The sequence below is a fragment of the Candidatus Delongbacteria bacterium genome, from assembly GCA_041675285.1.
Lineage (GTDB): Bacteria > CAIWAD01 > CAIWAD01 > CAIWAD01 > CAIWAD01 > CAIWAD01.
Genome location: JBAYTZ010000002.1, coordinates 247,375 through 260,893, shown reverse-complemented (window position 1 = coordinate 260,893; position 13,519 = coordinate 247,375). Strand labels below are relative to the sequence as shown.

Annotated in this window: 11 protein-coding genes; 10 read left to right on the top strand and 1 reads right to left on the bottom strand. The window is 70.5% G+C overall.

Annotation, left to right across the window (positions count from 1 at the left end):
* Positions 1-213 precede the first annotated feature (213 nt).
* On the top strand, positions 214-4,068 hold the full coding sequence (locus WC326_02915; protein ID MFA7330004.1) for a C25 family cysteine peptidase: 3,855 nt from the start codon (positions 214-216) through the stop codon (positions 4,066-4,068).
* A gap of 17 nt (positions 4,069-4,085) precedes the next feature.
* The gene (locus tag WC326_02910; GenBank protein ID MFA7330003.1) at positions 4,086-4,670 is read left to right on the top strand and encodes a cob(I)yrinic acid a,c-diamide adenosyltransferase; all 585 of its coding nucleotides are present in this window, start codon (positions 4,086-4,088) and stop codon (positions 4,668-4,670) included.
* A gap of 120 nt (positions 4,671-4,790) precedes the next feature.
* On the opposite strand, the gene WC326_02905 is transcribed toward WC326_02910, so the two are convergent.
* Entirely contained in the window at positions 4,791-5,696 is a 906-nt protein-coding gene (locus WC326_02905) for a cation diffusion facilitator family transporter (GenBank protein MFA7330002.1), read from the bottom strand.
* A gap of 167 nt (positions 5,697-5,863) precedes the next feature.
* Between WC326_02905 and WC326_02900 the strand changes: the two genes are divergently transcribed.
* From WC326_02900 to WC326_02865, 8 genes are all read left to right on the top strand, one after another.
* Positions 5,864-6,592: a fatty acid desaturase CarF family protein gene (locus tag WC326_02900; protein MFA7330001.1), complete on the top strand. Its 729-nt coding sequence runs from the start codon at positions 5,864-5,866 to the stop codon at positions 6,590-6,592.
* Between the two features lie 13 nt (positions 6,593-6,605).
* On the top strand, positions 6,606-7,190 hold the full coding sequence (locus tag WC326_02895) for a hypothetical protein (protein MFA7330000.1): 585 nt from the start codon (positions 6,606-6,608) through the stop codon (positions 7,188-7,190).
* A 273-nt stretch (positions 7,191-7,463) separates the two neighbouring features.
* Positions 7,464-8,885, top strand: coding sequence for a signal recognition particle protein (gene ffh / locus WC326_02890; protein ID MFA7329999.1), 1,422 nt, complete (start codon positions 7,464-7,466; stop codon positions 8,883-8,885).
* Positions 8,886-8,903: 18 nt separating this feature from the next.
* Complete coding sequence (rpsP, locus tag WC326_02885; GenBank protein ID MFA7329998.1) at positions 8,904-9,392, top strand: 30S ribosomal protein S16; 489 nt, start codon at positions 8,904-8,906, stop codon at positions 9,390-9,392.
* Between the two features lie 12 nt (positions 9,393-9,404).
* Entirely contained in the window at positions 9,405-9,950 is a 546-nt protein-coding gene (rimM, locus tag WC326_02880; GenBank protein MFA7329997.1) for a ribosome maturation factor RimM, read from the top strand.
* Between the two features lie 271 nt (positions 9,951-10,221).
* Positions 10,222-10,941: a tRNA (guanosine(37)-N1)-methyltransferase TrmD gene (gene trmD, locus WC326_02875; protein ID MFA7329996.1), complete on the top strand. Its 720-nt coding sequence runs from the start codon at positions 10,222-10,224 to the stop codon at positions 10,939-10,941.
* An 11-nt stretch (positions 10,942-10,952) separates the two neighbouring features.
* Entirely contained in the window at positions 10,953-11,300 is a 348-nt protein-coding gene (gene rplS / locus WC326_02870) for a 50S ribosomal protein L19 (protein MFA7329995.1), read from the top strand.
* Between the two features lie 180 nt (positions 11,301-11,480).
* The gene (locus WC326_02865) at positions 11,481-13,517 is read left to right on the top strand and encodes a hypothetical protein (protein ID MFA7329994.1); all 2,037 of its coding nucleotides are present in this window, start codon (positions 11,481-11,483) and stop codon (positions 13,515-13,517) included.
* Positions 13,518-13,519 lie beyond the last annotated feature (2 nt).

Here is a 13,519-nt window from a genome sequence, read left to right as displayed (position 1 = left end):
GAAGTCCGGCAGGACGGCCCATCGACCCGCTGGCCGATGGACAGGACCCGTGGCCGACCCGGCGTCCAGTCTGAACCAGCCTTCACGGCTGGCTTGGCGGATGCCCGGCCGCTGGCCGCACGGGGCGAGTCGGCAGGGGGAGTCCGGTTGGCACGAAAATGGCCCGGCTTGGCAGGCCATCCCAGTCATGCACAGCAGTGCGGAAAGGTCAGCATGAAGCGATTTCCCGGCAAACCCGGCGCGGCGTCTTGTCTGCGTTCCCTCCTGTTGACCATCCTCTGCCTGGGCCTATCTCGGACCTTGGCCGCGGCCGCCCCGCGCTGGCAATTGCTGGATCCCGTTCCGACGGCCGCCCCGGCGCTGGAACTGCGCCTGCTCGGCCAGGATGAACAGGGGCTGGAACTGGAGCTGACCCTGCACTGGCTGGAACTGGCGGAGCGGGACGGCGGCGTGGAACTCATCCTGCCCGGCGAGGCCCTGGCCGGACTGCCTGGCGAGCCGGCGCTGCCCGCCGTCAGCCGGCTGCTGGCCACCCCCGGCGACGCCGCAGCACGGCTGGAGATCCTGGAGCTGGAGACAGTGCGGCGCCGGGACCTGCGGCCCGCCCCCCGCTTGAGCTCGGGCTCCGACCGGCCCGATTCGCCCTCCCCGCCGATGTTGCCCCTGACGCCGACGGACGGGACCGGCGGCACGGCCCCGTGGGCGGGCCTGGGTGAGAGCGCCCTCTGGCAGGGCGTGCGCGTGCTGGGGCTGGACATCTTCCCCGTGCGCTGGGACAGGGAGCGGGGCGAGCTGGAGGCCCTGCGCCGGCTGCGGCTGCGCATCACCTGGGAGCGCGGCGCGCGGCCCCTGCCCGCCCTCCGGTCGGCGGGTGGCGAAGGCCGGCGGCTGGTGCGCTCCGGCGTGCTGAACGCGGACAGCCCCTGGCTGGACCGGCCCGAGCGCATCGCCGAACCCGCGCTGCCCGGCTCCTACCTGGTGCTGAGCTCCGACGCCGCGCTGCCCGGGCTGGCGGACTGGATCCGCTGGAAGCGCGAGATGGGCCACGAGCTGCGCGTGATCAGCGAGGGCGAGCTGGACGGGCCCGGCACCAGCTACACGCGGCTGCGGCAGGCCGTCCAGGAGGAATTCGACGCCAACCCCTTCGACTATCTGCTGCTGGTGGGCGACGTGGACCGCTACCCCAGCGGCAGCGAGGTGGACTACAACCTGGACGCGGGCTTCATCGGCGGCGGGAGCTACAGCGAGAGCCAGTGGGGCTCGCGCTGCGGGACCAGCTACTGTATCGTCAGCGATCACCTGTTCTCCCTGCTGGAGGGCGACGACTACTTCGCCGACGTGCTGGTGGGACGCTTTTCCGTGGACACGGCCAATGACCTGGCCAAAATGGTGCGGCGCAGCGTGGACTACGAGGCCGCGCCCTTCACGGGCCTGGGCACGCAATGGTTCGGCACGGGCCTGATGATCTACGACGTGGCCCAGGCGCCCAGCCGGCGCGAGGTGAAACTGGCCATCCGCGACCTGCTGATGCAGGAGGCGGGCTACGCCCGGGTGGACACCATCCACAACCACTACTGGCAGAATCCCGTCAACCCGGCGGTGGTGACCCAGCGCATCAATTCCGGCCTGAGCCTGATCAACTACCGCGGCTTCGGCTTCCGCCACCAGTGGTATGGCCCGCTCTTCGGCGTGGACCAGATGGACGACTTGACCAACGTGGGGCGCTGGCCCTACGTCACCTCCATCGTCTGCGGCGGCGGGGACTTCGCCTCCGTGGACGACGACCCCTGCCTGGGCGAGGGCTTCCTGCGCGCCGGCACCCAGCAGGAGCCCACCGGGGCCATCGGCTTCGTGGGACCCTCCGAGGAGGACACCCACACCGAGTGGAACAACTGCATCGACGAGGGGATCTACTTCGGCCTGGCGCGGGAGGGTCTGCGCACCCTGGGCGCGCTGATGGACCGGGGCAAACTGGAGTTGTGGGGCGCCTACCCCAACGCGCGCAACTGGGGCGCCACGGGCTACAACGTGCCCTTCTACTTCCACTGCTACAACCTGCTGGGCGACCCGGGGCTGGAACTGCGGACCCGCGCGCCGCGCGAATTGAGTTGCGTGACCCCCGCGAGCCTGCCCGTCGGGTTGGAACTGCTGGAGCTGCAGGTGGCGGCGCTGGATGGCCAGCCCCTGGCGGGCCTGCGCGGCTGCCTGTATCACGCGGAGACGGACCGGGCGCTCACCGCCCTGGCGGACGAGTCCGGCCGCCTGCGCTTCAGCGGCGCGGGTCTGGAGGCCGGCGCCTGGACCCTGACCCTGAGCGGTCCGGACCTGCTGCCCCTGCGGCGGGAGATTCCCGCGGGGGCGGCCGACAGCGACCTGCGCCTGAGCGCTTGGAGCCTGACGGGCGCCGAACCCGAAGACGGCCTGGCCCGGCCCGGCGAGACTTTGAGCCTGCAGCTGGAACTGCAGGAGCAGGGCCTGACAGGCGCGCCCGCCGGCCGCCTGCTGACGCTGGAGGCGCCGCCGGAGACTGTGGAGCTGCTGAGCGACAGCCTGTGGCTGGAGGCCAGCGCGCCAGGCCAGAGCCTGGCGGTCCCGGGCCTCTCCCTGCGCCTGGGCCACCTATTGCCCTACGGCGAGCCCCTTTCCCTCAACCTGCGCCTGGACGGCGCTCTGCTGGCGATCCTGAGCGTGGAGGTGGCCCAGCCTGGTTTCCTGGTGGTGGAGAGCGCGGGCGACGGCCACGATCTGGTGCCCGGCTACCAGGGCGCGCTGCGCCTGCGCCTGCTGGCCTTGGGCCTGCCCGCCGGCGATTCTCTGCGGATCCGGCTGGGCAGCCTGCACGACCAGGTGCGCGTGACCCAGGCCGAGAATTCCCTGGTCCACATCGAACCGGACAGCAGCCGCTGGCTGGAGGACCTGCGGATCCGCGTGGAACCCGAGCTGCTGCCCGGCAGCGTGGTGCCCTTCGAGCTGGGGATCTGGGCCGCGGCGGACGATCCGCATCTGAACGCGCCCCTGGCCCTGCTGCACGTCCAGCTGCCCATCGGCGCGGCCGGCCCGCTGGATCCGCTGGGGCCCGACGCCGGCGGCTACCTGGCCTGGCACTCCGGCGACGAGGGTGCCCAGGCTCCGCTGCACGAGTGGGTCAGCATCGCCGCCACGGGCCAGGAGGTGGAGCTCGTCGACTGGTACGATCCCTGGGGCGAGATCATCGACGGCGCCTCCCAGGTGCTGGACCTGCCCTTCCCCTTCCGCTACTACGGCCAGGACTACCTCCAGGTCACCGTCTGCAGCAACGGCTGGTTGGCCTTCGGCGACCACCACAACCACTGGACGGCCATCAACACGCCCATTCCCGCCGCCCAGGGCCCCGCGGCCATGGTGGCGGCCTACTGGACGGATTTGGTGAACTCCTCCAACGGCAATCCACCCTACGGCCACCTCTACACGGAGGGCCGGCCCGCGGAAGGACTTTTCCTGGTGGAATGGAATCACTTCCGCCCGGCGGGCGGCAGCTCGAATGTGGACGTGCAGCTGATCCTGCGCGACCCGGCGCTCTGGCCCACGCCCACGGGGGACGGCGAGCTCCTGCTCCACTTCCACGACATGGCCGCCAACAACGGCGACAACGGCGTGACGGTGGGGCTGGAGAATCCCCAGGAGAGCGGCGGCCTGCAGTACGTGTGCAACAACAGCTACGCGCCGGCGGCCCAGCCGCTCACCGACGGCTGTTCCCTGCTGTTCACTCCGCTGGCCTCCCAGACGGCCGTGGCCGAGCCCTCCGTCCGGCCCGCCGCGCGCCTGGACGTGCATCCCAATCCCTTCAACCCGGCGACCCGGCTGCGCCTGGAGCTGCCGGAGGCGGCGCGCGTGCGCTGGAGCCTGGTCAACCTGCTGGGGCAGACCGTGCTCCAGGAACCCTGGCGGGCCGTGAGCGCGGGTGCTTTCAGCGCCTCCGTGGACGGCGGAGCTCTGGCCAGCGGCGTCTATCTGCTGCGGGTGGAGTGGCGCGCCCAGTCCGGTCCGGCCGGCGGCGCGCTGAGCGAGAAGATCCTGTTGCTGCGCTAATCAACGGGCGGACGAGCATGGTCAAGCTGAATCGGATCACCACCAAGGGCGGCGACAGCGGCCAGACCAGCCTGGGGGACGGCCGCCGCGTGCCCAAGCACGAGGCGCGCGTGGCGGCCTACGGCGACGTGGACGAACTCAACGCCGTACTCGGACTGGCCCTGATGGAGCTGGAACGCGACTCGGCGCTGGACACGGCGCGCAACCTGGCCCTGCGCGGCCAGCTGGGCCGCCTGCAGAACGACCTGTTCGATCTGGGCGCCGATCTCTGCGTGCCCGGCGCCGCCGGGGAGCGGCTGCGGATCCCCGCCGCCCACGTGGAGCGCCTGGAGGACTGGATCGCGGCCTGGAACGCGGATCTGCCGGCGCTGGAGAGTTTCGTGCTGCCCGCCGGCTCGCCGGCCACCTGCCAGCTGCATCACGCCCGCACGGTCTGCCGCCGGGCGGAGCGCGCCTTCTACCAGTTGGCCGGGGGCACCCTCGCCGACGGGGACCTGAACCCGCTGGTGGGCGTCTACCTCAACCGGCTCTCCGACCTGCTCTTCGTGATGGCCCGCGCCGCGGCTCCCGCTGGCGAGCGGCTCTGGCACCCGGGCGGCTGACGATTGAGGGTCGGGCAGGGGACCTGCAGGTCGAAGTCAACGATACATGACTACGTGCCAGACTCGGCGCTGGTTGGTGAGCTCAACATGGCCTCACCCCCATCCCGGCGCGAACGTGCCTCAGCGATCCAGCTGCTGATCGTGGAAGGACACCGGGTCCTCCAGCGGCTCCAGGTGCGTGAAAACCGTCGAGCCGCGCAGCACGGCGCGGATGGCGGCCTCGATCTCCTCCACCAGCACGTGGCCCCGGGCCACGGACCACTCCCCCGGCACCAGCACGTGCACGCTGATGAAGCGCCGCCCGGCGGCCTGGCGTGTCAGCAGCGCGTGGAACTGGATGTCCTGGGCCTCGTAGACAGCCAGCACGTCCAGGATCCGCTGGCGCTCCTCGGCGGGAATCACCGTGTCCATCAGTCCCAAGGCCGAGGTGTGGAGCAGCTTGTAGCCCGTCCAGACGATGTTGGCCGCCACGGCCAGCGCCAGCAGCGGGTCCAGCACGCGCCAGCCCGTCAGGGCCACGGCCCCCACGCCGACGATCACGCCGGCGGAGGTCCAGACGTCGGTCATCAGGTGCTTGCCGTCCGCCTCCAGCGTGATGGAGGCGTGCTCGCGGCCCGCTTTGAGCAGCACGCGCGCCACCAGCAGGTTGATGATGCTGGCGCCCGCCGAAACCAGCAGACCGGCGCCCACGCTCTCCAGGTCCGCCGGGTGCAGCAGGCGCCTGACGGCGGCCCAGGCGATGGCCAGCGCGGCTCCGACGATCAGCGCCCCCTCGGCGCCGCTGGCGAAGTACTCGGCCTTGCTGTGCCCGAAGTCGTGGTGCTCGTCCGGCGGGAGCGCGGCCAGTTTGAGCATCAGCAGGGCGAAGATGCCCCCGGCCAGGTTGACCAGCGATTCCAGCGCATCCGAGAGCAGACCCACGGAACCGGTCAACTGCCAGGCCAGGGTCTTGATGGCGATGGTGGCCAGCGCCGCCGCGATGGAGAGCCAGGCGAAGCGGGTCAGGGATGTTCGATCGGCGCTCATGCCCGTGCTCCTTGCCTTGGTGGGCCTCTGCAGGCCGTGTCAGCCAAAGTGTTTGTTTCGGACAGGCGGCCCAAACCGGCCGGGGCGAGGTTCGCGGCGGCGGGCGAATTCCGCCGGGAAAGCGGACATTGTGCCGCCGCGCGCCGCGGCGGAAAGGCGGAAGGATGGTGCCGGAGGACCTGCAGCAAAAACAGCGCGAGTTCCGCGCCGCCCTGGCGCGGCTGGAGAGCCGGCCGGTCTACCGGCTGCTGGGCTGGGCCGTCTCCGGGGCCGTGCTGGCCGGGCAGGCGGCGCTCATGGGGCTTAGCCTCCAGCGGCCCGTGGGCTGGCCGGCAGGCCTCTTGCTGCTGGCGGCGGCCTGGCTGCTGGCGGACCTGCTGGGCGGCCTCGTACACCTGATCATGGATCACCACCAGCGCTACACGGGCTTCTTCGGCCCGTTGACGGCGGCCTTCCACCTGCACCACCGCACGCCGCGCTACCAGGACCAGCCCCTCTGGCGCGTCTACGTCCACGAGAGCGGGTTCAAGCTCTGGCTGCCGCCCTTCCTGGCGCTGGGCCTGGCCCTCGCCGACCCGCTGGGCCCGGCGGGCCTGCGCCTCTGGGCCTGGGTGGGCCTGTTGTCCTCAGTGGCCGAGGTCAGCCACTATTTGTGTCACAACTCCGGCGCCCGCTGGGCGCGCTCTCTGGCCGCCGCCGGACTGCTGCTCCCGCGGCGCGAACACGCCCGTCATCACCGGGAGGACAATGTCTCCTACGCCTTCTTGAACGGCTGGAGCAATCCCCTGCTGGACATCCTGGCGCGGCGCGGCTTCCCAGGCTACAAGCAGGGCACGGACCGGCACTTCCAGCCGGATGAGGCGGAAGGCGGGTCGCGGGACGCGTTTCATCCCTGATTCTGGAGGAGACATGCGCAGATCGAGCGGACTGCTGGGAATGGGGCTGGGACTGGGGTTGACGGTGTTGACGGCGCTCGCCGGCCCGGCGGGCGGAGGCGTGGAGCGCGTCTTCGTGGAACCCACCCGCGTGCAGGGTCTCCACCTGCTGGGCCGGGCCGAATTCTATCCGGACGGCGCGCTGGAGGCCGGCACCCTGGCGGAGCCGGTGGAACTGGGGCGGGCCCGCCTGCCGGAGCGCACCCTGCTGCACCTGCGGCCGGACGGCACGCCCGACTGGTGCATCCTGCCGGCGGACGGGCTGCTCGAGGGCCATCTCTGCCAGGGCGGCGGCCACGACTGGATGACCGAGTTCCATCCCGACGGGCGTCTGATGAGCGCCGGGCTGGCCCGGGTGGAGTGGATCCAGGGCATCCCCTGCGACCGGGGCACCTTCTGGACCGAGGTCTTCGGCGGCGGCGGACGCACCTGCTTCCACCCCGACGGCGGGCTGGCCCGGGCCCGCGTGGCGCGCACGGTCCAATTCCAGGGGCGCACCCTGCGGCGCGGAGAACACGTCAGCCTGGACCCGGCGGGCACCTTGCGGAGCGTGGAGTGAGGAGTTTTCGCCCCACTCCAGAAAACGAACAGGTGGGGGACTTTTTCTGATTTCGTGAAGAGATTTCCTTGAACTATCTGGAAATCGTGAAGTCGATGGTTGAACTGGATGAAAGTCCGAACGGCACGGCGGGGATTCCAAGCCGGATGGGCGCTTCGGACACCCGGGCGGGACCGCGGCCAGGGACGAGCGCCGGCCTTTTCTCCCCGCCTTCCTTGAATCTCCAGCTCTCCAATGCTAGACTCTCGGGTTTCCGTTTTCGGAGAACTGGGCATGCTGGACGCTCTGCAGGAGCGCTTCGACGGGATTCTGCGCAGCCTGAAAGGGCAGGCGAAGATTTCCGAGAGCAACATCGAAGACGCCACGCGGGAGATCCGTCGCGCCCTGCTGGAGGCGGACGTCGGTGTCCAGGTGACGCGGGACTTCGTGGCCCGCGTGGCCGAGCAGGCCCGGGGCGCGGAAGTCCTGAAGGGCGTCCTGCCCGGCCAGCAGTTCGTCAAAATCGTCCACGACGAATTGACGGCCTTGCTGGGCGGGGAGAACCAGCCCATCCAGTTCGCGCGGGGCGAGCCGACCCTGCTGATGATGGTGGGCCTGCAGGGCAGTGGCAAGACCACGTCCGCGGCCAAGCTGGCGCACCTGCTCAAGCGCAGGATGGGGCGACGGCCCTTCCTGATCGCCGCGGACATCTACCGCCCGGCGGCCGTGGACCAGCTGGTGGTGCTGGGCCGGCAGCTGGGCGTGCCGGTCTTCCAGCCGGTGGACAACGACGCCTTGAAGACCGCCCGGGAAGGCGTGGCCGAAGCGCGCCGGGGCAACTTTGACACCATCATCCTGGACACGGCCGGGCGCCTGCACATCGACGAAGGCATGATGCAGGAGCTGGAGCGGATCCGCGCGGAACTGAACCCGCACGAGATCCTCTTCGTGGCCGATGCCATGATCGGACAGGACGCCGTCAAGGCCGCGCGCGAGTTCAACGAGCGCCTCGCCTTCCACGGCGTGATCCTGACCAAGCTGGACGGCGACACGCGCGGCGGCGCGGCCATGAGCATCCGCGCGGTCACGGGCAAGCCCCTCAAGTTCATCGGAACGGGGGAGAAGCTCGAGGCGCTGGAGCCCTTCCACCCCGACCGGCTGGCCCAGCGCATCCTGGGCATGGGCGACGTGGTGGGCCTGGTGGAGAAGGTCCAGGAGCAGGTCGAGCGCCAGGACGCGGAGAAAATGGCGGCCCGCATGGCGCGGGCGGAGTTCGACCTGGAGGACTTCCTCTCCCAGTTGCAGATGATCAAGCGACTGGGACCGCTGGAAGGCCTGCTGAAGATGATCCCCGGTGTGGGGTCGAAACTGAAGGACATGGATCTGGACTCCGGGCAGCTGACGCGCACTGAGGCCATCATCCAGTCCATGACGCCGGCGGAACGCCGTCAGCCGGCTCTCATCAACGGCAGCCGCAAGGCGCGCATCGCGCGCGGCTCCGGGGTCAAGGAGAACGACGTCGGCCTCTTGCTGCATCAGTATGACCAGATGAAGGGCATGATGAAGCAACTGGGCGGCATGGGCATGTTTGGCGCTCCCGGTGGGCGCAGAGGATCCGGACCGGACAACGACCGTCCCCAGCCGGTGCTGAATCCGGTGTCCGCGGGCTTTTCCGTCAAGCGTGCCCAGAAGAAGGCAGGCAAGAAGAAACGATAGGTTCCTAAGGAGGCTGCAGTGGCAGTCAAGCTGCGTTTGACCCGCATGGGCCGCAAGAAGCGCCCCTTCTACCGCATCGTCGCGGTGGATTCCCGCTCCCGGCGCGATGGCCAGTACATCGAGGCGGTGGGCACCTACAATCCGCTCACCAATCCCGCCTCCCTCGAGGTGGACCAGGCCACGGCGTTGAAGTGGCTGGGCAACGGAGCCGTTCCGACGGAGACCGTGCGCAGCCTGCTCTCCCGCGCCGGCGTGCTGCTGGCCCACGACCTGGGCAAGCGGGGGGCCACCGAGGAGCAGGTGACCGCCAAGGTGGCCGAGCACCTGGAGCGCAAGGGCGCCAAGGACAAGGCGGCCATCGACGCCCGGCGCCGCGCCGAGGAAGCCACGCGCAAGGCCCAGGCCGAGGCGGCCCGCAAGGCGGCCGAGGAGAAGGCCGCCGAGGAGAAGGCTGCGGCCGCCGCGGAAGCCGCGGAAGCCGCGCCGGCCGACGAGAGCGCCGAGTAGGCCTGGGGCCGCATGCAGGAGTACGTGGACATCGGCTGGGTTTCCCGGCCCCGCGGCCTGCGTGGCCAGGTCTGGGTGACGCCCTACAGCGATGATCCGGAGCGCCTGCTGCAGTTGCGGGAGTTTCGCATCCGCGCCGCGGAGGGCTGGCGGACCTTGCGCTTGGAGGAGGGCCGCCTGCTGGGCAATCGGCTTTCCCTGCTCTTTGAGGGCGTCCACTCGCGGACCCTGGCTGAGGCGCTCTGCGCCCGCGCCCTGCAGATGCCCCGGCGGGATCTGCCGCCCCTGGCCGAGGACGAGGTCTTCCTGGTCGACTTGATCGGCCTGGAGGCCCGGCTGACCGACGGCCGCGTGGTGGGGCGCGTGGAGGAAGTGCTGGAGCTGCCGGCGGGACCCATGCTGGAGATCCACGCCCGGGGCCTCGAAGCCCTGGTGCCCTTCCAGCGCCGCTTCGTGCCGCGCCTGGACGTGCAGGCCGGCTGGCTGGAACTGGAAGTCCCCGACGGCCTGCTGCCCGAAGAGATGCTGGCCCCGCCAACAGGTGAAGCCGAAGGCTGACCGCCGTGGCTGAACCGGTCCGAGGTGAAGCGCGCAGCGCTGAACCAGAGAATAGGTGAAGCGCGTAGCGCGAACCACCTACATGGCACCAGGAATGGCACCGCTCGGCCGTCTGTCCGACGGCGGCCGCGAGGCCGCCTAGTTACGGCCGATGAGAAGAGCGCCTCTTTGGCGCCTAACCGGCCGTGCCACCTTTCTGGCGCCAGCAGAAAGGTGGCAAACAAGGCGCCCAAGCCCCTGTCAGGATGACAGGACTGACGGGATGAGCGAGATGATCATCGACATCGTCACCCTCTTCCCGGAGATGTTCGAGGGCCCCCTGGACGAGTCCATCGTCAAGCGGGCTCGCCAGGCCGGAGTGGTGGACATCCGCCTGCACGACCTGCGGGAGTGGACACGCGACAAGCACCGCAAGGCCGATGACGAGATGTTCGGCGGCGGGGCCGGCTTGGTGATGAAGGCCGAGCCGCTCTTTCTCTGCCACGACGAGCTGCTGGCCCGCGCGCGGGCCCATCGGCCCGGGGCGCCCAAGCCGCTGGTGGTGCTCACCAGCCCGCAGGGGCAGTTGCTGGATCAGGCCCTGGCCCGACGGCTCTCCGTCGAGTTGGAGCATCTGGTGGTGATCTGCGGCCACTACAAGGGCGTGGATGAGCGCTTTGTGGAAGGCTGCGTGGATCTGGAGCTGAGCATTGGCGACTACGTGCTCAGCGGCGGGGAACTGCCGGCCATGGTGCTGGTGGACGCGCTGGTGCGGCTGCTGCCCGGGGCCATCGGCAGCGCCGAATCGGCGGAGACGGATTCGCTCGAGGATGGACTGCTGGACGCGCCGGTCTACACGCGCCCGGCGTCGGTCCGGGGACGGGAGGTGCCGGACGTGCTGCTCTCGGGGCACCACGCCCGCATCGAGGCCTGGCGGCTGGAGCAGCGGCAAGAACGCACGCGCCGCAAGCGGCCGGACCTGTGGAAACGAAAAATGCCAGACGAAGGATAGAGGAGGCGATCATGAGCCTGCTGAAGAGCCAATACGTGCCCGAACTGCGCACCGACCTGCCCGAGTTCGCCGTGGGCGACAACGTGGACGTGCATGTCCGCATCATCGAGGGAAGCAAGGAGCGCATCCAGGTCTACACGGGTGTCGTGATCGCGCGCCATGGCGGCAACAGCGCCACGGCGACCTACACCGTGCGCAAGGCCCTCAAGGGTTTCGGCGTGGAGCGCATCTTTCCCCTGCACAGCCCCAAGGTCGAGAAGCTGGTGGTGAAGCGGTCCGCCCGCGTGCGCCGCGGCCGCCTCTACTTCCTGCGGGCCCGCAGCGGCAAGGCCGCCCGCCTGCGCGAGCGCGTGAGCTGAACCCAGTTTCCCCTGGATCCCGAGCCGGCGCTCTGGGTCGGCCCGGGATCCGGCGCGACGAAGGTCCCCACGGAACCCGCGAGTCCGGCGGATGCGCGGCCGCCGCGGCGCCTTGCGAAGCAGGGTAGCGCTCCGGCTGGCCGGGGAGCGGGCCGGGAGCAGCCAGTGAGGAACCTGCCCATGAGCAGCGCGGACAGGAGAGCAACCGGTTCCGGATGGGGACTGGGGGTTCTCCTGTCCGCGCTCCTGTTGGGGTCCGCCGGCGCCCAGCCCCCGGCGCCCTTCGGCTTGACCGAGCTGGCTCGTCCCGACAGTCTGGCTGCGGACAGCCTGAACGCCCCGTTCTCACTGCTTCCGGACAGCCTCCAGCTGACGGACAGTCTGCGCAGCCGGCCCGACAGCCTGGCCCGCCCGGCCGACAGTCTGGCCGCCGCCGCCGACACCCTGGGTCTGTGGCGCCGCTTCTGGCGGCGGACGGCCGTCTGGCCCACCCCCGCGACCTATTCCTCCCCTGATCCACGACCCCTGCCCCGTCTGCCCGAACGGCCCGACCGTCCGGTGGAGGATCTGGCGGAGGAGTTGCTCCCGCTGGTGGCGGGTCCGCTGTTCGACCAGGCCGAAGTGGGCCAGCGGCAGGAGCTGGCCCTGGACGGCCTGCAGGCCCGCCATTCGGGCATCCAACTGGACGGGCTGGAGCTGGGCAGCCGGCTGACCGGCGTCACCGACCTGAACCTGCTGCTGCCGGGGCTGACCGACCCGGCCCGGCGCGAGGCCTGGCAGCGTCTGGGCGGCGGGGCCGGCGGACGGCTGGAGTTCGAGACCCGGCGGGCCCGGGACGACAGCGTGCTGACCCGGGTGAGCTGGGCGGACGGCTTCCTGGGTTACGTGCACGCCGAGGGCGAGTTCGCGCGCCCGCTGCTCGGCGGCCGCGTGCTGGCCGCCTCGCGCCAGACCTTCACGCACCAGCGCGTGCCCGGCGCGCACTTCCGCGGCAATCTCTTTCTTTGGAACTGGGACCGCCCGCTGGGGACGGACTGGCTGCTGCGGATGGACCAGCGCATCCTGCGCGACGCCAGCGAGATCCTCGACCACGACGGCCACAACCGCCACCTGCGGCAGAGCCTGCTGCGGACCCGGCTCACGCGCCAGTGGGGCGACCTGGCCTCGCTGGGCCTGGACCTCTGGCAGCGTCAGGACAAGCGCGACTGGAACCTGGATCAGTACCGGGCCGACCGCGAACGCCTGCGGGGCGGAGCCCTGCTGGGGCAGCGGCTCTGGGCCGGCGGCGGGCTGAAGGGGCGGCTGGGACTGGAGAGTCAGCGCCTGAGTGTGGATTCCTGGCTCCAGGATTCCCGGCTGGTCGAGGGTGAACTCCGGGCCGCCTGGACCCGTCCCACGGTCTGGGGCCGGCTGGTGCTGGAGCCTTCCGCGGAGGCGGCCCGAGCCTCGGCCGATGACCGGCGGCGCTGGAGTCTGGGCGCGCGGCTGGGCTTGACCCGTCCCGAGCTCTGGGCCGACCTGCTGCTGCGCACGGGCGCCACGCCACCCACGCCCGAGCAGTTGCACGTGATACGGCCGGCGGGCGCGCTGGACGCGTTCACCAGTCCCTGGCTGCGGGATTCCGGCCTGTCCCTGTTGCCCGACTCCAGCCTGGCGGGCACACGCTGGCGCCGCCAGGAGCTGCGGCTGGGCCGCACGTTCTGGCAGGGCAGGCTGCCCGTCTCCCTGCGGGCCTGGCGGGTGGAACTGAAGAATGATCTGCTGGAGACGCCTGTGAGCGACAGCAGCTGGAGCTGGCGCGGGCACGACCACCTGCATTGGGGCGTGCAGCTCTTCGCCGAAGCCACCCTGCGGCCGGGCTGGTTCCTGCGCTTCAACCAGGGCTGGTTCTTCGACAACCGCGACCTGGTGTCCCGCGAATTCCCATCCTATCTGCTGGACGCGGCGCTGCGCCACGAACGCGCCTTCTACGGCGGAGAGTTGCGCGTGAACGCCAGCGCCGGCCTGCACCACGAGTACGGCGCGGTGGATGCGAGCGGGAATTCTCTCTGGCAGCGACCCGAACTCTGGTTCCAGTGCGAGGCCACTCGGCGTCGCTTCACGCTTTGGTGGGCGCTACGCAGTCCCTTCTCGCGGGTGGACAACGCCCGGGTGGAAGAGCGGGCCCTGCACGGGCACGAGGAGTTGCTGGGCGTGCGCTGGTCCTTCGAAGACTGACC